At 67.7% G+C, this 20,333-nt stretch carries 20 protein-coding genes; 9 read left to right on the forward strand and 11 right to left on the reverse strand.

What is annotated here, in order from left to right; translation table 11 throughout:
• The first annotated feature begins 420 nt into the window (after window positions 1-420).
• Complete coding sequence (locus ACWC2T_RS34345; protein ID WP_450674244.1) at window positions 421-990, forward strand: hypothetical protein; 570 nt, start codon at window positions 421-423, stop codon at window positions 988-990.
• Window positions 991-1,640: 650 nt separating this feature from the next.
• Here the strand turns inward: ACWC2T_RS34345 and ACWC2T_RS34350 are convergent.
• The 4 genes from ACWC2T_RS34350 to ACWC2T_RS34365 form a co-directional block, all read right to left on the reverse strand.
• The gene (locus ACWC2T_RS34350; RefSeq protein ID WP_450674245.1) at window positions 1,641-3,605 is read right to left on the reverse strand and encodes a TniQ family protein; all 1,965 of its coding nucleotides are present in this window, start codon (window positions 3,603-3,605) and stop codon (window positions 1,641-1,643) included.
• Window positions 3,606-3,960: 355 nt separating this feature from the next.
• Window positions 3,961-5,214: an AAA family ATPase gene (locus ACWC2T_RS34355; RefSeq protein ID WP_450674246.1), complete on the reverse strand. Its 1,254-nt coding sequence runs from the start codon at window positions 5,212-5,214 to the stop codon at window positions 3,961-3,963.
• Complete coding sequence (locus tag ACWC2T_RS34360; RefSeq protein WP_450674247.1) at window positions 5,211-7,550, reverse strand: transposase; 2,340 nt, start codon at window positions 7,548-7,550, stop codon at window positions 5,211-5,213. The genes ACWC2T_RS34355 and ACWC2T_RS34360 overlap by 4 nt, the downstream gene beginning before the upstream one ends.
• On the reverse strand, window positions 7,547-8,218 hold the full coding sequence (locus ACWC2T_RS34365; RefSeq protein ID WP_450674248.1) for a TnsA-like heteromeric transposase endonuclease subunit: 672 nt from the start codon (window positions 8,216-8,218) through the stop codon (window positions 7,547-7,549). Before ACWC2T_RS34365 ends, ACWC2T_RS34360 begins: the two co-directional genes overlap by 4 nt.
• Before the next feature lie 872 nt (window positions 8,219-9,090).
• Here ACWC2T_RS34365 and ACWC2T_RS34370 point away from each other — a divergent pair.
• From ACWC2T_RS34370 to ACWC2T_RS34400, 7 genes are all read left to right on the forward strand, one after another.
• Window positions 9,091-9,591, forward strand: coding sequence for a hypothetical protein (locus ACWC2T_RS34370; protein WP_450674249.1), 501 nt, complete (start codon window positions 9,091-9,093; stop codon window positions 9,589-9,591).
• Window positions 9,592-9,961: 370 nt separating this feature from the next.
• Window positions 9,962-10,393 (forward strand): hypothetical protein, encoded by a 432-nt coding sequence (locus tag ACWC2T_RS34375; protein ID WP_450674250.1) that lies wholly within the window; start codon window positions 9,962-9,964, stop codon window positions 10,391-10,393.
• Entirely contained in the window at window positions 10,390-10,902 is a 513-nt protein-coding gene (locus ACWC2T_RS34380) for a hypothetical protein (RefSeq protein WP_450674251.1), read from the forward strand. Before ACWC2T_RS34375 ends, ACWC2T_RS34380 begins: the two co-directional genes overlap by 4 nt.
• On the forward strand, window positions 10,838-12,478 hold the full coding sequence (locus tag ACWC2T_RS34385) for a hypothetical protein (RefSeq protein ID WP_450674252.1): 1,641 nt from the start codon (window positions 10,838-10,840) through the stop codon (window positions 12,476-12,478). The genes ACWC2T_RS34380 and ACWC2T_RS34385 overlap by 65 nt, the downstream gene beginning before the upstream one ends.
• Window positions 12,479-12,481: 3 nt before the next feature.
• Window positions 12,482-13,249 (forward strand): hypothetical protein, encoded by a 768-nt coding sequence (locus ACWC2T_RS34390; protein WP_450674253.1) that lies wholly within the window; start codon window positions 12,482-12,484, stop codon window positions 13,247-13,249.
• A 43-nt stretch (window positions 13,250-13,292) separates the two neighbouring features.
• Window positions 13,293-13,505, forward strand: coding sequence for a hypothetical protein (locus ACWC2T_RS34395; RefSeq protein ID WP_450674254.1), 213 nt, complete (start codon window positions 13,293-13,295; stop codon window positions 13,503-13,505).
• Window positions 13,506-13,646: 141 nt separating this feature from the next.
• A complete protein-coding gene (locus ACWC2T_RS34400; RefSeq protein WP_450674255.1) occupies window positions 13,647-14,003 on the forward strand; it encodes a hypothetical protein in 357 nt (118 codons plus the stop codon).
• A gap of 33 nt (window positions 14,004-14,036) precedes the next feature.
• Here the strand turns inward: ACWC2T_RS34400 and ACWC2T_RS34405 are convergent, their stop codons facing one another.
• The 7 genes from ACWC2T_RS34405 to ACWC2T_RS34435 all read right to left on the reverse strand — a co-directional run bounded on the left by ACWC2T_RS34405 (window position 14,037) and on the right by ACWC2T_RS34435 (window position 19,680).
• Window positions 14,037-14,270, reverse strand: a complete 234-nt coding sequence (locus tag ACWC2T_RS34405; protein ID WP_450674271.1) for an MmyB family transcriptional regulator — start codon at window positions 14,268-14,270, stop codon at window positions 14,037-14,039.
• Window positions 14,271-14,390: 120 nt separating this feature from the next.
• The gene (locus ACWC2T_RS34410; protein ID WP_450674256.1) at window positions 14,391-15,011 is read right to left on the reverse strand and encodes a hypothetical protein; all 621 of its coding nucleotides are present in this window, start codon (window positions 15,009-15,011) and stop codon (window positions 14,391-14,393) included.
• A 38-nt stretch (window positions 15,012-15,049) separates the two neighbouring features.
• On the reverse strand, window positions 15,050-15,484 hold the full coding sequence (locus ACWC2T_RS34415; protein ID WP_450674257.1) for a hypothetical protein: 435 nt from the start codon (window positions 15,482-15,484) through the stop codon (window positions 15,050-15,052).
• Window positions 15,481-16,506, reverse strand: coding sequence for a hypothetical protein (locus ACWC2T_RS34420; RefSeq protein WP_450674258.1), 1,026 nt, complete (start codon window positions 16,504-16,506; stop codon window positions 15,481-15,483). Before ACWC2T_RS34420 ends, ACWC2T_RS34415 begins: the two co-directional genes overlap by 4 nt.
• A 139-nt stretch (window positions 16,507-16,645) precedes the next feature.
• Window positions 16,646-17,686, reverse strand: coding sequence for an ImmA/IrrE family metallo-endopeptidase (locus ACWC2T_RS34425; RefSeq protein ID WP_450674259.1), 1,041 nt, complete (start codon window positions 17,684-17,686; stop codon window positions 16,646-16,648).
• Window positions 17,683-18,642, reverse strand: a complete 960-nt coding sequence (locus tag ACWC2T_RS34430; protein WP_450674260.1) for a hypothetical protein — start codon at window positions 18,640-18,642, stop codon at window positions 17,683-17,685. Before ACWC2T_RS34430 ends, ACWC2T_RS34425 begins: the two co-directional genes overlap by 4 nt.
• Before the next feature lie 84 nt (window positions 18,643-18,726).
• The gene (locus ACWC2T_RS34435) at window positions 18,727-19,680 is read right to left on the reverse strand and encodes a hypothetical protein (protein WP_450674261.1); all 954 of its coding nucleotides are present in this window, start codon (window positions 19,678-19,680) and stop codon (window positions 18,727-18,729) included.
• A gap of 276 nt (window positions 19,681-19,956) precedes the next feature.
• Between ACWC2T_RS34435 and ACWC2T_RS34440 the strand changes: the two genes are divergently transcribed.
• Window positions 19,957-20,205, forward strand: a complete 249-nt coding sequence (locus tag ACWC2T_RS34440; RefSeq protein ID WP_450674262.1) for a hypothetical protein — start codon at window positions 19,957-19,959, stop codon at window positions 20,203-20,205.
• Window positions 20,206-20,333: the final 128 nt, after the last annotated feature.

Below are 20,333 nucleotides of genomic sequence, written 5' to 3' on the forward strand. Positions count from 1 at the left end.
GAGTTGCGGTCGAGTGTGGGTGGTCCGCAGCTCATGTGCCCGCGCTGTGGGCCCCGGAGCGCCCCGCCGCAGGCGGCCGCTGCTCAGTCCGCTGCCCTGCGGCATCTCGCTGCCCATGCGCGCGGCGATGAACTCGCCGGGCACCTGCGCACCTGTCAGTGCCGACAGCGGGAGTGCCGCTGGCATCCCCGGCACCGCGGCTGCGCCGGCCCCATCAGGCTGGTGCTGTCTCGCGACAGGGCGGGGCGCAACTGGCGGCTGGCTGACGTCTGCACCGCCTGCGCGCACGCGACGCCTCGCGCGGCCGTGGTGCCCGACGCCGTCACAGTGGTGGCCGCACCCGGGGAAGGCGCTGGCCACGGCGGAGCGCAAGGAGCCGCGCCGCACCCCGGACCGTCGTCGGCCATTCGGGTGCGGGAGATGCTCGCGTACCTGGCCGCTGCCCTTCCGGCGTGCACGAGCGCCGCAGCCCGCTTGGTTGCGGTGCAATGCGCTCTCCGCGCCGACTCCGGCGGGCGCGTTCTGCTCTCGGGCGGCATCGCGAGAAGCATGCGGCTGGGGCATCTTCCCGTCATCTGGGACGAGTTGGAACAGGCAGCCTGGCTGCGCCCCGCGTCCTCGGCGCAGGGTGCCCGCCGTCTCGACCTTCTCGACCCCACCGTGCTCACACAGGTTCCCGGCCGTCAGGCTCGTGCCCAGGCGGCCGACTGGGCTCTGCGCCAGATCTGTCGTCCGACGGTCCGGCGGCAGCGAGCCGTCGCTCGCCTGGTGGCACTGCAGGTTGCCGCGCATACCGACGATCAGGGCAAGGGCAGCATCGAAGCCGTTCACTTGACCCGGACGGCAGGTCTCTCCTCCGTGGCCGTGGCCACGCTGCTCGACCGGCTCGCCATGGCGGGAGCGCTCGGCCACTGGGGGCTCGACACGGCAACCGATGAGATCTACTGGGCTTCGGGAGTGGGCGCTGGCCGGGGCGGCGTCGTTGGCTGACCGCCGGCGCGTCAACAGAGGGCGGAGGTTGCGGGTCCGGTCAGGTGGGGTGCAGAGCGGCGGATGCATGTCCAGACCCCGACATCTTGCCATCTCTTGTTGACGATGCCCGAGCTCCACGGGAAGGAGAGGCCGGCAGAGTCGCACGCGGCACCGAGTCGTACGGCGTAGCGTGCGATCCGGTGCGGAGTACGTGGCGGCCTCCCCGCTGGTTGCCGGGAGTGAAGAACGGGGAGAGCCCTTCTGTCAGTGTCCTGGGCGTCCTTGGCTGCTTGACCGCGCCGCGCCAGGTGGCCAGACGCGGGCACAGGAGGTGATCGGCCTGGGTGGCTTCGGCCCGCGTCAGCACCGTGCCGAGGTCCGCACCGTACTGAGCGGTGAGCCGCTCTGCCTGGCGCAGACCAGAGCAGAGCGTTGCCTGCAGCGCCACGGTCACGATTCCGGCACTGGCCGAGGGGCTCGGCGTCAGCCCCGATCGCTTGATCGAGCCGCTGCAGCCCAGACGAACTCGGAGACCTGATCTACTCCAGCGCTCCGCCGGCACCGGACGCGACAAGCGGGACACGAGACCGGGCGAGGACGTGATCGCCGTTCGTCCCGTCGTGTCGACGGATGACCTGCCACCGAACCCCGGCGTACGTGCCCCGTTCCTACCGGGACTTGACCTCGCGCAGCTGTGCAGCAGTTACCTCGAATTCGAGGATGCCAGTCTGTAGCGAGGCAACCTGTCGGTCGCAGGCGGTGGCGAGGAGGTCGGAGTACGTTTCGAGACGGCGCAGGAGCTCGCGTTTGCCGCCCTTGCGGGCTGCTGGGGTGCGGAGCTGGTTGATCGACGCGACCAGGCGCTGGGTGCTGCAGCCCGATTCCCTCAGGGCGCCGAGCACGGGGCTGTGGAGGTGGTCGCCCTGGCTGACATGAGTCCAGATCAGCACGGTCGCGGTGTCACGGGTGGGGGAGGTGACACCCTGGCCGAACTCGAGATCGCGGCACAGTTCGGCCCAGTCACCGGCCGGAACCTGCCAGGACGAAAGAAGCTGTCGGCGTCGCCCGTAGTGAACACGATCCGTGTCCCAGTCCAATTGGCTGGCCACACTTTCGACGGACCGCTCAAAGTCCGACCACAGATCCCGTGAATTCAACTCCTGCCGGATGACTTTGAGGGACTGCTGCGCCGTGTTCCACGGGATGCGGAGAGTCTTCGCGCAATCGGGCCAGGTGCCACCGCCACTCATCTCTGCGAGCTTGAGCGCTGAAACGCGCCGCAGGTGCCGCACCTTCCAGTCGGTGTGGTGCGCCCAGTGGGACAACAGGTCGTCGAAGTGGGCGGAGAGCCACTCCTGCGGCAGGAGAGCAGGCACATGCTCGATTCGGAAGCGGCTCTGGCGTGAGGGAAGGCTCTGCCGCGCGTGCCGGTGGCCACCGGCACGGTAGAACCCCTGGGTATGGCATAGCAGGGCACGTGCCATCGCAGGGGAGACGTCCATGCGTCGCAAAGAGGCGCCGATGGTGGCCGGATTACGGCTGAACGCGGACGCAGCGAGCGGCCGGATGCGATCGGTCATCCCGGCGTCTTCGCGTTCCTCGTGACCGAGGAGGCTGTCGGCGGCAACGAGCACCGCCGCGCACTCGGCTGGGTCCTCGGGGGCATGCCAGGCGATGGGCATGCGTCCGTCGGGCCCAGGGGTGTGGCGGCGAGCGGCAGCGGAGGAAACGTGGCGGTCGATCAGGTCAGCCAGCGACGTCGAGGAAGCGTATCGCGCAGCGTCTGGCCAGCTGAGCCGGATCAGATGTACAGCGACGATGAGATCGGGAAAGAAGTAGCGATCCGAGGCCGACTGACCCGCATCGGCCGTGGATTGACCACACGTCAGACGCTGATCAATGCGGTGCTGCAGGGCAAGAAGAATGGACAGATCGGCTTCAGGCACGCGCGCGGCCTGGCGGTCGTGGTCCAGGCGGGCAGCGCAGGGAGCAGCCGGAGTGCCGTTCACATCAGGCACAAGACGCCGGCATTGGGCCGGGTGCAGCCCGCTCGTGGTGCGGTACGTGATCAGCCCTTGGCGCTCTGTATTCGTCGGCCGATTCGGCGTACCCCCACAGCGCGGGCACGTATGGGAGAGCAAGGTGCGGTGCGTGACGCAGGCGTATGAGATGGGAAGATGCCAGCGCAGTTTCCAGGGACCGCCATAGAGAGTCTGGACCGGACTTCCGTTCCCTGAAAGACAGGCGGCGCAGTATCGGCTGGAAATGCTGGCAGCCCACGACTTCCGCGCGGCCGCGGTGTTGCGGCTGCCGTCGATCCGAACGGACGCCAGGGGCGGGTAGACGGCAGCAAAGGACGACAGCGTCAGTGCGTTGGCCTCTTCCACGTTCAAGCGGGCGGCCGCGGCGAATGGCCCGATCCGATCGGCGGGCAGGGAGATCAGGTACTCGCCTGGGAGCCGATTTTGAGGATGGATCAGTCCGCACAGGCGTGCAGCCCGGGCGGGAGAGCGCTCCATGCGGTAGGCCAGCCGCAGGAGCAGGCCGGGCAGTGATTCCTCGGGGAGCGGACTGAGGGCGCGGGCAAGCGGGCGGACGGTCATCGAGCCGCGGCCAACCGGTGCGTGATGCATGGCCCGACACGAGTTTCACACGTGACGGGAATATCGGCATCCCGGCCCTCATCATGGGCTCGTGCCATCAAGTCCGTATAGCACTCCAGTCGTTGGGACAGTACCGAATACGAGGTTCTCCGGCGGCGGGTGATCGGTCCGGCGGTGCAGGTGATCCGGGCAGGCGCCGTGCTGGCGGCGCGGTGCACGGTGACAGCCGGGATGCGCTGCTGTCCACCGCTGTTGATCCCGCACGGTTCCGAGATCCCGCCTGGTGAGCGGTTCAGGCGGTAGGCGAGGTGGAGGAGGTAGCCGGGGAGCGGCTCCTCGGGTAGGGGCGCGAGGCTGCGGGTCAGCGGCCGGGGTGTCACCTCCGTCAACCGGTCTCGCCGGCCGCGGCGGGGCCGTCATCGTCGAAGACGGTGTTGCGGCCCTTCGGCTTCTTCTTCCCTGGGGTTGGCTTGTGCGGCGGGATCTTGGGCTGCTCGCCGGACTCCGCGTCCAGGTCGGGCATGTCGCCGGGGGTGACGGTGAACTGGTTGAACAGCTCTTTCGTCAGCCGCTCGCTCTTGTCCTCGATGGCCCGTCGGCAGCCGTGCTGGATGAGCTTCTCCAGTACGCCGACCACGCCACCGGTGCGGTTGAACAGGTACTCGGGCATGTCGTTTCCGGTCAGCATTCCCTTGGTGTCGTTCAGCAGCCGCAAGTGCCCTTCCAAGCGGGCCAGGTGATCCATCCAGGCGGCCATCTCGGGTCCGGCGGTATAGCGGAACGGGTCGAGGTCGACGATCTGGAAGCGTCGCTCATGCTGGCTGGCGGCGTGATCGTTCGGGCTGCGGCCGCGGTCCTTGATCGGCTGGTAGATCCATTCCATGGTCTTGGGGTCGCGACGGCCCTCGCGCAGCAGGCCGGAGGCGGGAATGCCGACGCCGACGAGAATGAGCGTGACGGGCATGCTCATCATTTCGCGGATCAGGTCGAGGACGTCCTGGTCGGCTTCCCGGTGGAGTTTGAGGCGGGTGATGTCGTCGATGACGAGTGCCCTGGTGGCGTGCTCGACGATGGCGGTCTTGACGGTGCGGACCAGGTCCTCCAGGCGCATGCCCTTGTAGTCCTCGCCGTAGAAGTCGAGGATGCGCTGGCAGGTAGAGATGGGTGTGGCCTTGACCGGGCAGCGTACGTAGGCGACGGGGGCGACCAGGTCGCGGGTGCCGGGCATGGCATCCGGGTTCATGTAGTTGTTCAGGGCCATCCACGTCTCTTCGAAGACGGCCAGGGCCTCGCACACGGTCTCGGTCTTGCCCTGGGCGCCGTCGCCGTTGACCATGATGCCGCCGCGCGTGCAGGCCTTGTGGCTGAACGCGCCGTCCTCGACGCGGGCCAGAACAGCGTGGGCGACGCGCTCGCTCATCGGAGTCACGTCGATGGGCAGACTGCTGTGTGTGGCGAGCCGGTGCAGGTTGTAAACGCGTTGCTGGCGCGACGACTTGAGGGCGAACTCTGCGGCCGTCAGCACGGGCGCGGGGATGAACGCCCTGCGGGTCGCGCACCAGCGCCGCCAGCCCTCCCAGGTGGTGCGGTCGATCGGCGGGCCGGGGAGGAATGACGGACCGTTGTACGGGGGATTCACGGGCTGACCTCTTCCTCGGCAGCGGCTGCTGCCGCCGCACGGGGCTCGTCTGTGTCGTCGTCGAAGTCGTCGTCGGGCAGGGCCAGCAGGCTGGTGGCGCGCAGCCGCTCGGACAGATCCTGTGGTGGCGGGGTTGGGCGTTCGGGGACGGCGGCTTCACGGCGGCGTCGTCGTTCGTTGGTGACCGCGTCATGTCCCTGCTCGGCGCGTTCGCGCCAGCGCAGCGGGACGACCTTGCCGTCGTCCGAGCCGGTGCGCGCCGCGGGCACGGCGGCGGGCGTCGACTGTGCCGCGGTGGCGTCGGCGGGGCGGTCGGCCGCGGCGGCCGCGGCCTGAGTCACTTCGCGGGCGTGCTCGGTGCGCTGCTTCTTCGTCAGTTGCGTCGGCCACTGCTCGACGGGGATCTTCCCGCCGATCACTTCGAGGAGGACCGGCAGGAGTTCCTTGTCCGACTTCGGCGCCAGCCCGCGCTTGCGCAGTTCGCGCATGGCCTCGCGGACGCGGGCGTCGCTGAAAGCGGGGAACTGCCCTTCCTCGGGCAGGCCCACCCAGCGCAGGGTGTGCCAGTCGTGCGTGCGGGGGTCCTGGAAGAATACGAAGCACGGATCGCGCGGGTCCCGGCGGATGACGTAGCGGTTCTTGTCTTTGCCGCCGCGCCGGGAGAGCTCCCCGCGGTACGGGTCCAGGGCCTCGCCGTCGTACCACAGGTTCTTGATCTTCACGCCGCGCTTGCCGTGGACCATGACCCGGTGGCTGGGAAGGAGCTGGTAGTACAGCTCGGGCGAGGGGATCCGCAAGGCGAAGCCGCCTTGCGTCATAGAGGCAGCGAACAGGCTGTTGGGACTGTGGTCGCCGCCCGGGTCCCAGCTCGGTGCGTAGGAGTCGAAGCGACGGTTCTGCCAGATCCGCACGATCCAGGTGGCGATGAGGTGCTCCATCTCCGCCACGGTCAGGCAGGCGTCGGCCTCCGGGTCGACGCCGCGGTCGGCGGTGTCCACGCCCTGGTAGCCGAGCAGGGGAGCGAACAGCAGGGATCGGATGGCGCCGAAGGCGCGCTCCACGGCCTTCTTGTCGGTGGGGCGTAGCACCCGGCTCGGTTTGATGTTCGCGCCAAGGACCCGCTGGACCTCGACCAGGTGGTGGTTGCGGTAGACGGAGCCGTGGTCGGTGGTGACGGTCTCCGGGGCGAAGAACGGCAGCCCGGCCACCTCGTACCCGGCGAAGTCGGCCACCACCGTGCCCGGAATGCCGGGATAGGCCCACTGCATGTCCTCACCCCAGTCCGGGCGCATGGGGAGCGGCATCGTCATGTCCCGCAGCACCATCGCCACGTCGATCGAGGAATCGGAGACCAGGCTGAGCCGGAACGCCACGATCGAATGCGTGTACACGTCGAGTGCCAGCGTGAGATGCACGGAGACGGGATCGCCGAACACGTCTTCCAGGACCTTGACCGGCAGCACGGTGGTGTCCAGGGCCACCACCTGCCCGGGCCGGTGCACCACCACGTGTCGGCCCGTCGCGTACTTCTGCGCCATGGCCGCCGAGCGTGCGTAGCGCTGCCGCCCGCCGTTGGAGCCGAACCAGTCCCGCCACACCCGGCGCAGCACGTCGTAGCTGGGGACGTTGGTCTTCTCTCCGAAGGTCTCCCGTACATACTGATGGATCAGGCGCTCGCGGTCCCGCGCTGTCAGCTTCGCCCGCCGCAGGCTCTCATCACGTACGGCGAACAGCGCCTCGCGCACCTCCGGGGTGATCCGGTGCCCGGTCGCCTCCCGCAGCCACCGGTCGTCCGAGAGACCGATCGGCCCGAGCTTGCGCCGTGCCGTGTCCCAGCGCACCAGTGTCCGCGTGCTCACCTTGTGCAGGGCCAGCGACTTCGCCAGCGCAGGATCCATGGCCTTCGCCTTGCGCAGCTCGGCCTCCTTTGCCTTTCGGCGCTGCGTCAGCGTTGTGGTCGCCGGGTCGTACTGTGGGAGAGGCTCGTGCGGCAGCGCAGCGTCCGGATCGCCGCTGCGGTAGCCGGTCTCGACCTCCCGGATGTGCTCCAACCGCCGCAACACGTGCTCTTGTTGAACCGGCAGGAGGTCTGCCATCGACTTCGGCTGGCGGCCCCGGCTGGCGGCCGGGAGATCCTTGCGGGTCCGGGTGGACGGCCGGCAACCGGGGCGGTGGATCAGCTCGCTCAGCTGCACCTTCCACGGCGCGCCCTCGTCCCCGATCAGTGTCACGCGACCCAGATGCGGCAGACACGTCTCGACCCGCCACGCCTCACCATCGATGATCAGCTCGGTGCCAGGCTCCAGCGCCCATGTCGATGCCGTCTCAGTACTCACGACCGCACCCCGCGAGGCTCTACGGGTGCGAGCCGGATCAGGCTCGCGTCCCCGTACGGTGCGGAAAGGTCCGCACCCAGCTCTCTACGCCACAGCAAGTGCAGGGCATGGGCCCGGGCCACTGCGGGGATGGAGCACCGCTCGACCAAGTCACCTAGCGGCAGCGGTCCTTGGGAGGCAGCTGCGCGCAGCTGGCCGTGCATGTCGAGCACATTGGTCAACGGCCGCCGCTCGGCGGAGAACGCGTCCACCGTTTCCCATACGTGCCGACGCCAGCCGGTCACCACGCCGTAGCGCCACCCGGCGGCCAATGCGGCCTCGAACGTCGCGGCGAACTTCAGCTCGTCCTCGGGGTGAATCTGACCGGCCGGCCGCACATCGATCACGAATGGACCGGTATCGGTCAGCAGCAGGTAGTCCGGCGTGTGATCCACCCGCTTGCCGCCCGCGTGGAAGCGCAGCCGGAACGGCTGCGAAAGCGCCTCACGCAGCCCGGCCGCGAAGTCGGCGACCAGGAGCAGACACTCCTCCTCGAAACTCTCGTAACCGTGATGCCGACGCGTGGACACCATGTACTCGAGCCCGGGCCGGTGGTACTGGTCGGTCCGCCAAGTGAACCGACGCACCGGCACGGTGCGTGAGACGTCGACCTCGTTGAGGTCGCGCACCGAGTACGCGGCGGCGGCGTCCTGCCCGAACTTCCACCTCGTCGTCCAGCGCCGGGCCCATCGTTCGTCTAGGTCCAGCTGGTGCGCGTACTCGGTGAATCCCCGATGCAGGAGCGCCAGATCCTCCAGGCGACAGGAGTCGGACCACGTATCCCTCTGTGGTGCTTCCGGTACCCGGAGGACGGAACTCGCCCCACAATCCTTCGTATGCACGTCCACTGCTCCTCAGCAGATCGAACACGGCCGCCAAGATCAATCACGACGCTACGGTGAGCAGCGTCCATGGCTCGACCACATCAGCGCCCTTCACACGCACGAGTGATTCCGCATCGATGACACCAACGCGGCCTGCACGACGGCTGATGGACTCCCCCCCACGAGGAGGTGGCCGTTGACGGCCAGGGTGGATTGGGAGGAGATGACGGCAAAGCGCCCCTTGCCACGTGTTCTGGATCAGTCCCCCGGAGAGTCCCTGCCGGGTTCGCTCCTTCGCGTGGCATTCCGTCTGGGACTGTCTCCCGACCGTGTTGCGGAGCTGTGCGGACTTCGTGAGATGGGAGGGGGCCTATCCCGCACTTCTACCTTCGCTATCTCCCTGGACCACGAGCCACGGCGTTGAGCTGCTCAGCAGGCTTGACAGCCGCGGAGGCCAACAACCTGACGCTTCGGCTCTTCGCGTACGGGTTCCCGGCCCTGACCGGCTCCGTGTGCGACCTCCACATCGAGTGAGTTGACTGCCAGGAGGACAGCGGAGTTCTTGTGCTGTACATACCGCCGCAGACCTCGACGAACAAACTGTTCGTGGTGCCTGCGACGGGCTCCAAGGGGCGCGAAGGTGTGGCCGTACCCCTCCGGTCTGGGGACGACACCACGTGGCTGAAGCCTTCCGAGTTGCAGCGGCTGCTGGCACTGGGCTGGTCGTCCACTGGTGGGCGCCGGGACCGTTGTCAATTGCCGTTGCCGATCAGACCACCGCGGCCCGTCTGCTGCAGGTGATCCCTCTGGACGCGCCCTGGATCAAGCATCTTCGAGGCGGCGGCCTCTTCCATCGCATCCCCGTGGCCGTCACCGAAGCGATCCACGAAGCACTGGATAGCCCGGAGGGCGAAACGCTGCGTTTCCGCGACCCCGACTTGGCGTCTGCCACGGACAACTTCAAGACCGCCGTTCACGAACTCAGCAACGTACTCGCCGGATTGCACGCACCTCTGGACGGCCCGCTCACCTACTTCGAGGTGCCGCCGGAGTGGAAGCGGACGGATCGGGAGCGCTTCTATCAGGCCCTGCAGGAGAACTCCCGAGCTGCACCATCGGCGCTCAAGGCCCACCAGGACTGGGGGAACACGCTCAACGAGAAGGGCCTGCTCATCTGACCCGCACAAAGATGGGCAGAACTGCTCAGTACGACACTCCGTCACCATGCGCTTACCGGACTCCCAGTGCTCGCATCTGCACGCTGCACACACTTCAGGACAATCACCCAAAGCAATCCGTTGGCCAATTAACCTCGCAACTCGCCCAACGACTGACCGTTTTGTCGGAGTTTTTGTCGCCTGGCTTCACGTGCGCCTCATCTCGCTCGCGAGGGCTGACCAGTTCCGACCAGTTGAGAATTACGCGTTCAGCTATGTGGCAAATACTTTCGATTGCCGACCTCTGAACAGACATCCACCCTGATGTGTCGAATATGCCGCCGACCCCTGCGCGCCTCGCCGAGCAGGGGATATGACCCTGGGGGGATGCGTGAGCATCGTGGACGTCGCGGGTGTGGGGGCTGCGGCCCTGGTCACCGAGATGGCCAAGAGCACGTGGGAATCCGTACGGGTCGCGCTCGCCCGGCTCTTCCGGCGGGGCGGTGAGGAGAGCGCCGAGCAGGAACTGCAGTTGATCGACTCGGCACGGCAGCAACTCCTCGGCAGCGCGGCCGGTGAACGCGGGTCGGTGGAACAACAACTGCGAAGCGAGCTAGAGATGCAGTTGGTGGTGTTCCTGAGGAAGAATCCCGACGCAGTCCAGGAGCTGCAGAACCTGATTGACCAGGTCAAGGGGGCGGACGACGGTGCCGGGGCGCGGACGAGCGTGCACCACATCACCGAGAGCATGGTCGTCGTCTCCGGCGGCGACATCAACGCCTCGGGGGGCTTCCACTACCGCGCTCCGGAGCAGAGCCGGTGAGCGAGGAGACCATTCCGGGGGCCGTCCCTTCGCCACCGCCACCGCCTGCCGCCCCGCCGACGCCCGGCCAACAGGTGGAAATCCGCGACACCCAGAACTCGAAGATCATCGTGGCCGCGGGGTCTGTCACGATGACGAGCAAACCGCCACTGCCGGTCACCGACATCCCGCAGAGCGAACTCGACGCCGTACGCCGGGCGTGGGTGGAACTGACCGTACGAGACGAAAGGGTGCGAACGGCATCCGACGCTCTTGAACGGCTTACCGGGGGCGGGCCTCGGCTGGCCGTCGTCGCCGGCCCTCCCGGATACGGCAAACGCGCTGCCGGCATCAAGGCGTTGTGGGAGGTCTCGCAGGCAGAGGAGCGCTCCCGGGGCAAAGCGCTGAAGCTCCAGGCGATCGCGCCCGACTGGGAAAGGCCCCGGGTTCCCGGACATCGCCGAGATGCCCGACGATCCGGGACGGTGCTACCTGCTGGACGTGGCCGCAGAGATCAGTTCCTGGCATAAGCCCGGCCTCGTCGCCCAACAACTGGTGGCTTACGCCGAGCAGCTGAAGTTCTCGGGTTCCTTCCTCCTCGTGATCGCCGACGAACACGGGTGGCCCGAGAGCGTGTCAGGAGCCGTCGCCGGCGTCGTCGTCCGCGCAACGGCCCGGCCCTCCCCGCACCGCGTGGCCAGGTCACACCTGGAGTACCTGCACCGCCTGCCGGACAGAATCCGCTGGCTCGATGCCGCGCCGGCAGTGGAAGGCTCGGCCGGCGAGGCCGGGCATCTGCTGACCGACAACAGCCATCCCGACGATGCCGCCCGACTTGCCGCCGAGCTCGCCTGCGCGGAGGGCTCCACAGACGGCATCAAGAATGCCCTGAGCTCCTTCCGGGAGTGGCGAACCGATGTAAAGAACGTCTTCAAGAAGACCGAGGACAAGCCCGACGACCGCGCCCTGCTCATCTCCTCACTGTTTCTCAACGGCAAGGACGCGCTCACCATCCAGAACAGCGCCCGAACACTGTTGGGCGAAGAGCCGGAGACGGACGTCCGCACCATCCTGACCGGGCCCGATCTGACCGCCCGGCTGACGGAGATGGGGGCTCAGGTCAGCGGACGGACAGTCTCTCTCGATCACAAATCCGGATACGCCCGTGCCGTCCTACTCCACCTGTGGCAGCAGCGGGCTGACATCCACCCCCACTTGTTGCAGTGGCTGGACACCATCACCGCGCCCAAGGGGCCGGGGGCCGACCGGCTGGCCGCGATCGGCGAACTCCTGGTCGAACTGGCCGTCGCGGAGAACGACATCCGCGTCGTCAAGCAGATCCACGCCTGGATCGACAAGGGCGCCGACAGCGCCGAACACCGCGAATTGATCGCCCGTGTCCTGACCGTCGCCGCCGAAGCGGACACGCTGGGAGTCCAGGTCCGTGCCCTGCTGTTGGACTCAGCCCAGGACGAATCGGAGGCCGTTGCGACCGTGGTCGCGCTGGTCTGCCGGGGCGAGTTCGCCGAGCACTACCCGCGTCAGGCCCTTGTCCGCCTGCGGCACATCCTCGACCGGCCCGAGACGGACGAGGCCGTACAGACAGCGCAGGCGGCCTTGCGGGACATCGCTGCACGCGACGGTCAGCTGCCCCGGGTGTGGAGCACAGTCATCAAATGGGCCACGGAGAAGAAGCACCTGGCGGGGCACCGGGCCTTCCTGTCGCTGCTGGATCCACGGGTGGACCCCTACGTTCTGCAGGTCATGCTGGCGGCAGCCGAGCAGAAGGAGGAGATCAAGCAAGCGCTCCTGGACGGCTGGAACGCGGCCGTGGCCGATACGCGGGTCGAGGCCGAATGCCGGCAAGTGCTGACCGCCTGGACCGAAGCGCGGAAGGCAGCGGACATGCCGGCCGAGCTCCTGACAGACCTCCTCAATCAGATCATGCTGGGCCACCTCCTCGCCTCACCAGTCTCTGCGCTCATCTTCGGCGAACCCGGAGTCGCCGACAGCGAGGCAGTCATCGAACTACGCAAGGAACTCCGGCTGCCCCCAACGCTGTCGTCCCTGATCGCAACACACGAGCACGCCCCGGCGGAGTCCTGACCGATGGCTTCCACACGATGGTCGCGTCGGCGTGCGCGCAAAGCAGTGCGGCGCAGCCTGACCCGCTTCGAGGTCCGGCTGCGCAGCGCCCATCCCGGGATCGGCTTCACCGCCCGGATCACGGCCACGGTGCTCACTGAACCGCCCTACCCCAGCCCCGTCGAGGAGATCGCAGGGGCAGTGCGCACCACCCTCAGGGAGACTGCGAACGAGGTTTCGAAGAAGTGCGACCCGGCCGACCTCGCCACGGCGCGGGACGTCTGCAGTCAGCACCTCGCCCGACGGCGTCAGCTGCCCATGGACCCTCCCGTCCAGTTCACGGCCGCGCTCACACTCGACCTGCTGCCGGACGACCGGGCCGCAGTGGCCGCGCTGCTGGCCGCTCAGCGCCGACAGGCCGTGATCGACACCCTGCGGCAGCAGAAGACGCACGCCCTCGCCTCTGAACTGGCCGATCCGGCAGCCCTGTTGGCGCGTTGGATCGAGCGCGACAACGCCGACTGGACTCAACTCCCGGACGTCGCCGAGAAGGTGGCTACGGTCACGGAAGTGTTCGCCCGGTATCGCCCCGAGAACGAACGCAGCGTCGAGCACGAGGCCGTCGAGGTGTTGCGTGAATTCCTCGCCAGCTTCCCTGACCACACCCAAAAACGCATGCTGTACACCCTTCTGGCCGCGGGCATGGACCGCGCCCAGCGGCCGCACCACGCCGCGAAGGCACAAGCCTTGGTCAACGGGCACGCCGCTGCAGAGCCGGAGGGCGCATCATGAGCGCGGCGGCTATCCGCCCCGGCCGCGCGGGTGTGGTGGTTCGGTGAGCACGTCAGGATGGCGATGGCTGCTCTCGCCCTGGACGAGCTGGCGCGCGTGGCGGCTGGCACGGGCCAGCCAGGGCAACCTCTCCTTCGACGCGGCGTGGCGACGCGCCAGGCTGGAACAGCACCCGGACGAGATGCCGTACCAGCAGCACGGCCATCTCGCAACGGAGAGCGAGATCGACGACCCCACCGCCCGGCAACAGCGGTGAACTCGGGGCATGTCGTGCGAAGGACGAGCGACGACGGCCGGCTACCCGCGCGCGGCAGGTACGGCATCATGGCCTCCATGGACCGACGTCGGTCCTGACCGGAACGATCACCGGCAAGATGCCATTCCCACCTACGAGTCGTTGTCCGCCGCACAGGTGCTGCAGGCTCGCTACCGCAGTCGGCTGCCCGATCAGTTGGAAGACCTGACCGGACCTCGGCAGGGCACTGTCGAGTTGCCTCTGCACGTGGTCTGGTCCGGTAGCAACAGCTACTCCCTGGAGTCGCCCCGGGCCCGGATGAGTCTCTACCGTGTCAGACTGGCCGAGGGTCAGCAGCAGGACCTGGTCCGCTTCCTCAGCAAGGACCTGCTCATCGCCCAGTGGCCGGTACTGCGACGGCTGGTGAGTCGGCATCTTCGCACCGTGTGCGAGGAGGCTTTCCCAGAGCTGGTTGCATCACTGAGCGCGGGCTTCGCCCTGCCCCTCGAGCCGACGTGACCGGCAGCGAGCCGGAGTCGGCAATGATCGAGCTTAAGTGACGTTCCCGGAGGCCCTGAGGTTCTGGTCCGCGGCCCAGGAAGCGAGCAGCCGCAAGGCCTCGCGGGCGGGTGAGCCGGGTGGCGCGGTCCAGACGATCAGCTTTTGGTCGGGATCGGTAGCGGAGGTGAAAGTGTTCCAGTCGAGGGTGATTTCCCCGATGACGGGATGACGCAGTCGCCTGATTCCGTTTGGTCGACCCCGAAGGGAATTTCCGCGGCTTGCCAGGGGACCGTTCGCGCGGTCTCAATCGGCGGGCCAGAGGGCCCGGCATGCGGTGGAACGGAGCTGATGCTCGACCACCTGTCTGTGTGTGCCGCTCGAGCACGGGCCCCTGTACTGGCGGGCCTATCGATACCACCACGGTGTGAGCCTACGCAGGTGTGTCCGGACGGTGTCGATGTAGGCAGTCTCAAAGGGGTGCAGCGAACTCAGGTCGATCACAGCAGGCAGGATGTTCATAGCTGTGTCGGTCTCGATGGGCGGTGCTTCCCAGGCTTCACGCATCGCCGACCCTGCCGTCATGCGTACCTCCTGGACGAGTTTCGCGTAAGCCTCGCCCACCGCTTCAGATTCGATCTTTGTCCAGGCGAGGTGGTAGGAGAGGTTGGCCTGGACCTCCCGCAGTGCTTCCGACAGCCGGACCCGTTCTTCGGCTTGGACGTCGGAGCGTCGGCGCCGGATGGCGTACGGCATCTCCTTGTAAGCGCTGTACGCCGCGAAGGCTTCGGAGAAGGAGGCCCGCAGGCGGTTGAGTTCTTCTTCCCGATTCTTGCGCCGGGCGAGCCAGATGTTGATGGCCGCGGTGAGCATCGCGGCGAGGAACGCTCCGGACAGCACGGCTGACAGGAGGACACCGGAGTCGAACCCGGAGGTGGTGGAGCTCGCCGGAGGAGGAGCTGACGGAACAGCAGTGGCGGTCGAAACATGGAGGGTTGGCGAAACCAAGCCCGCCTGTATGAGCGTCATGCGACCTCCAAGGTAAATACTCCGGGCACGACGATTCTTTACGTGCCGTGGGGGGCTTCCTCACCAGGCCATTCGCCCGTGCTGCGCCACCACTCCTCCCGCAGCAGGTGAGCCACGACATGTCCGAGCAGGGCAGCAGACCCGTCGCTGCGAGTCCAGCGAAGTTCGGGTGGATCGTACGGAAACCACATACACAGCGCACCGTCGGAGTACCGGTGAGGGGATTCAGACGGTCCGTCGGTGTACACGTACGGCATCTCGGGTGCCGCCGGGTTGAAGACGATCGTGACCGTCTGTTCGGTGACGTCCGGTACGTCCAGCTTGATGGCCAGGGCGAACCCGCCGCGGTGTCGGCGAGGCGGCCGGATGGCCTCGACAGGCTGTACGCAGGCGGCGAGCCGGTGCTGGAACGCAATGCGCGCCGCCGGCCTGGTGTACCAGGCCGGCCTGCGCCATGCGGGGCGGCGTGTCACGCGTTCTGGCCGGTGTCGCCGTAGGCCCGGGTAGGACGTACGGCGGTGGCCGGGCTGCTCAGCCCCAGCGTCACCGTCGTCACCGGCGAGGTCTGGCGCAGCGCGGCGATCTTGCCCGCGAGGCTGTTGGATGCCGGGGCGTCCACGTATCGGTAGAACACCCGGGACAGAGCCGACAGCACCGCGTCGCGGTCGTCGTCATGCGCCAGTGCCTCGGCCACACCGTCCGCTGCAGTGCGCAGCCTCCGGGCCGCGACCTGACGCTCCACCAGCAGCTTCACGTTTGGTGAGACCCCGGCCGGGTCCTTGGTGGCCTCACCGGCCTCCACGCGGGCCGCAGCCTTGGTCAGCACAGTGCTCAGTGCCTTCGCCATGCCCATCCCCGGCTCCACGAACTCCCACGCCCAGACTGTGAGGTTGTGGGAGGAGAAGCCCGGCTGGCCGTACTGCTTGTTCCACGCCTTCGTCAGACGCACCACGCGGCGGCGTGTTCGACGGAGCGACAGTAGCCCTCCGGTGAAGAGCTCCACGTGACACTCCGGGTCGGACGCCTCCCACCGGTTGGTCTCCAGGTTCGGGATCCACAGTCCAGATCCCTCCCTCCGGGTCAGGGCGACGACCAGGTCCACGGTCGGATCCTGGCCGTCCACGGGCCGCCCGAAGGTGATCTTCGGGCCGCGCTTGGATGTGCCGCAACGGGTATTGGGATAGACCTTGCGCACCGCGGGGCCGAGCAGCGCGCAAAGCTCCTTGGTGATGTCGGCCGGCGTTTCGCCGCCACCGTCCGGACCGAGCCGCGGATACACACGGCGGTCCAGAACGACTCCGCCGTCGCCGTCACCGACCGGATGGATGAAGGTGTTCTGTGGCAGCGAACCGCTGCGGTAGGTCCGCAGCGCGCCCGGGAAGCCGGTAGCGCTGGAGCGGACCAGGTCCAGCCGCTTGCGGGCCTCCGCCAGCGGCTCCGGGTGGGCATCGATCTGACCACGGATGTTGTTGAGGATGTCGTCGGTGTTTCCCATGTGGACTCCCATCAGGTGAGGGGGCGCCGCGCGTCGCCCGGGATGTCCCGGGCGGAGCCGTCACTTGGCGGCTCACCCTCCTCTGACGTCACACCGTCGAGATCGTCCGGCTGCTGTGTCCGGGCGATGCCCGGACGGGTCAGGAACAGTCGCGGCAGGTCGTGTTCGCGCCCTCGAACCGGGACGGGGCAAGGACCATGAAGCAGCTGTCGCAGGTGCGGTCTGTCCGGCCTCTGGCGGCGGTGCAACCACAGTGCCCATCCCCGCACCGGGGCTCGGCGCATTGCGCACAGGCCAGCTCGGTGATCTTGAACGAGTCCCCGCACGTCTCGCAGTCCCACCAGGAACCGAAGCGGGAACTGCCGGTGTTCGGGCGCGGTACCGCGAACGTGCGCCATGCCACGCTGTCCTCAGCGAGCACCGCGAACAGGTAGTCCTCGTCGCACCAGGCTGCCTGCCCGTACAGCAGATTGCTGTGCCCGCCGGTCCGGTAGACCACGTACGTTTTGTCCCGCTCGATCGTGGCGCGTGTACGCAGGGCTGCGGAGACGAGCGGTGTCTCTGACTGGTCGGATCCCCGGGCCGGCGGGATCACGCCGCGGGCCGCGGCGAACAGCACCTGGCCGGCGGCGTCGAGCAGCACGACCGCGCCGCCGGCCGCCAGATACTCTGCGGCCCGGACACAGCACGCCTCACGAGATGCCTGGGACGTGCGGAACATCGCGACCACATCTTCCGCGGACGGCCCTCGGCGGCGTACGTCCTCGGTGACCCGGTCATCAGGCAGGAGTACACGGGCAGCGAACACATCGCACGCTGCCTCCTCCAATGCTTCCGAGTCCTCCCAGATGAACAGGTGTTGCCCCAGCGTCAGGTCGGTCTGCTGAAGGTGATGACCCAGTTCGTGCAGTGCGGTAAACCCACGGCGCCGAAGAGACCGGGCGGCCCCGACCACGAGAGTCGGGGGATCGGATTCGGACCGGTAGCTACCGGCGACCGAACAACGGCCGCCGCCCTCCGCCTCGGCGGCCAGCGACACCCGGATGTCGGTCCAGAGCTGCAGCTCGGCCAGCGGATCCGCGCGCAGCGCTTCCATCGCCCCGGGGTGGAAGCGTTCGAGAACGGAGACCATCGCCTGGGCCTGGCGCGGAGCCTCTTCAACGAACCGGCGCCGTGTCATGCCTGGTCTCCGGCGCCATTCTCACCGCGAAGGAACTGCCTCAGGCGCGCGTCCCAATCGGCCGCCCCTCCACCCGTCTGGCGAGCCGCGAGAGCGAAAGCACCGTAACCGCCTGACAGCCGTGCCTCCGCTTCGCCGATCTGTAGACGTCGGGCACGGCGTACCCAGGCGGACCGCCACCGAGGGTGCTCCACAGCGAGTACAAGATCAGCAGGCAGGGCACGGACCGTACGGGCGATCTCGTCCGCAGACAGCCCTGTAGCCGAGGCAACCGTGCTGATCTGACCGGGGGACAGCACCGCTTTGCCTCGAAGGAGCTTCATGACGTCAGCCTGCGGCAACCGCAATGCGGAACACAGCGACGCCAGGTCCAGCCGATCACCAAGCAGCGACGCCAGGCTTCGCGTGGCTTGCCCCGGTTCCTGAATGGGCAGGCTGGGCGCATCCCGCAGGAACTCCAGATCATCAGCAAGCCCGGCTCGTACCTCGGCCGCCGGCTCCAGAACCGACCGGATCGGCTGTCCCGCTCGAACTCCTGCCACAGTCGGTCCCGGCCGGCCCCGCGCCCATTCCACAGCGCAGTCCACGATGTCGTCCCCCCACACGTCCACCACGCGCTCCAACACGCGAAGGGGAACAGAGGAGACAAGGCCTGTCCACACGGTGGCGTCCACATCGAAGGCCGTACGCGAGCCCTCCACCACCACGCTGGCCTCGTCTTCGCCCGGGGGGTCGATCGTGACGGGAGCCGCGCTCACCTCGCGCGCTCCCACCCCTACGACCAGTACGAGCACACTGACTCCGTCCCAGCGCGCGCGCCACACTTGACCAGCCTCAAGCTCCACCTGAACCGGATCACCGAACCGCTCCCTCAGCCCTGCCTCCGACAGAGCCCGCGGCCCTCGTCCCCGCTTCGCAAGATCGAGAAAACGCTGCGGTACCCCCAGGTCACTCATGGTGTCCTCCCGCATCAATCGACTGAGCAGGCCTCCACCACGGACTGACGTCATAAAGGGCAGTGTGTCCGGTCCTGGTCCAACTCATCGCGTCTCCGCCGCTCCGCCGCACAGCCGGATCACCTCCGACCCTACGGAACGTACATCGTCGCCGTCCCCGACAAGCTGGCGCAGCTTCTCCTTGAGACGTGTTGCGTGGTGATACGCCTGGGAACGACCGCACCCCAGCAGCCTCATCAGCCCCCCGGGACGTTCCAGGTGCGGGACCATGAGCCGCTCCTGAGGGCTCAGCATGTCCACTATCAGTGATGCTACAGAGGCAGCCTGAGCGTCGCTCTCGGCACCAAGGACGGCCTCCTCCGGAGACATCTGTGCACCGAAGGCGAACTGCGATATTTCATCGACGGGAAGGGCAACCACAACCGGATCCAGCACCACCGGAAACCGCGCGACGAACACTTCGACCAACTGCGCGACCTCCACCGATCCCGCGGCAGCTGACAACACCGCTTGGGCCACCGCCTCCATGGACGGCCTGTCCGCGACAGGGGCGCGCCGGGTATCACTGGTCCATTTGGGGATCTCGACGTTCGGCACAGCATGGGCGGCTTCGACGAGCAGATCGAGGGGGCCCGACCAGGGCGGCGCAGTGCTGCCGGCCAACCGCCACCTGCCAGCACCCTCCGCACCCGCGGGCACGGTCTCGAAGGAATCGCTGTCCTTGAGCATGCTCGTCAGCGAGCGGCCCACCGATCCGACCGCAGTCTTGCGGGCCCGGTCGATCAGCCAGTGCCGGATCGACGTCCGCAGCAGCTTCCCTACAGAATCCTCATCCGTGGCCAGCGCCAGAAGGTTGGCCGTGACGGGCTCGAGACGGTCTACCAGAAAGTCGCCCAGCAGATCCTCCAGATCGACCTGCTGCCAGCCTGCCGGAGGCGTCAGAACCGGCAGCCGTCCCACTTCCTCTCGGATCAACTTATTGATCAAAGATAGACACTCGGGGCCCAGGTGCCCCAAGTCGTGCAGCTCATCGAACACGGAAATGGCCGGTACCTCCCCTTGACGGCCAAACCGTACGCCCGGAGAACGGCGCCAGTACGCACTTTGCGTATATCCCGGCTGCATGAGCCGCCGTGGGCGATACCAGACCTGAAGATCAGGACGTGCCGAAGTGCCGGTCTGTCCGTTTCGTGATGCCTATCGCGCGGCGTGGCTCTTGCGCAACCCTCCTCGTGTGTTTGGTCCACCGCGTTCGCCGCCGACCCGAGCACGCCGGCCTCTGCCTGGCGCGCCGGGGAGTCAGTCGATTCCGCCATGGCGCCCGGCGCGTTCACCCACTCCATCGGCATGCGCCTAGCGATCGTCCCTACCGCCCACCTCCAGGCTCGCGACCTCGACCACGGCCTCGAACTCTGCAACCGCAGCGTCGACGTCCTACGCCCGCGTCCAGTCCAGCCGGGCCAAGGACTACGTGGTCAACACGGCTCTCACCCCTGGCGGCACGAGCTGGCCGTCCGCGAGTTCATCCGCCGCACCCGCAAAGAACCCTGCGTCGCCGCCTGAAGCGCCCTCACGGCCCGGCGGCGAACCGTGACGGCAGAGCCGGTCGCCGGGGGCGTCTGGCAGCAGAACCAAGCTGCCCAGATCGACCGGGAGCCTGGCTTCGCACATCAGGTCCTTCCTGCCAGCCG

The organism is Streptomyces sp. NPDC001393 (assembly GCF_053597455.1).

Excerpts from the sequence above, each read along its gene's own strand:
- ACWC2T_RS34345 (WP_450674244.1), top strand. The coding sequence starts at position 421 with ATGCTCGCGTACCTGGCCGCTGCCCTTCCGGCGTGCACGAGCGCCGCA.
- ACWC2T_RS34350 (WP_450674245.1), bottom strand. The coding sequence starts at position 3,605 with ATGCATCACGCACCGGTTGGCCGCGGCTCGATGACCGTCCGCCCGCTT.
- ACWC2T_RS34385 (WP_450674252.1), top strand. The coding sequence starts at position 10,838 with ATGCCCGACGATCCGGGACGGTGCTACCTGCTGGACGTGGCCGCAGAG.
- ACWC2T_RS34390 (WP_450674253.1), top strand. The coding sequence starts at position 12,482 with ATGGCTTCCACACGATGGTCGCGTCGGCGTGCGCGCAAAGCAGTGCGG.
- ACWC2T_RS34410 (WP_450674256.1), bottom strand. The coding sequence starts at position 15,011 with ATGACGCTCATACAGGCGGGCTTGGTTTCGCCAACCCTCCATGTTTCG.
- ACWC2T_RS34420 (WP_450674258.1), bottom strand. The coding sequence starts at position 16,506 with ATGGGAAACACCGACGACATCCTCAACAACATCCGTGGTCAGATCGAT.
- ACWC2T_RS34425 (WP_450674259.1), bottom strand. The coding sequence starts at position 17,686 with ATGACACGGCGCCGGTTCGTTGAAGAGGCTCCGCGCCAGGCCCAGGCG.
- ACWC2T_RS34430 (WP_450674260.1), bottom strand. The coding sequence starts at position 18,642 with ATGAGTGACCTGGGGGTACCGCAGCGTTTTCTCGATCTTGCGAAGCGG.
- ACWC2T_RS34440 (WP_450674262.1), top strand. The coding sequence starts at position 19,957 with ATGGCGCCCGGCGCGTTCACCCACTCCATCGGCATGCGCCTAGCGATC.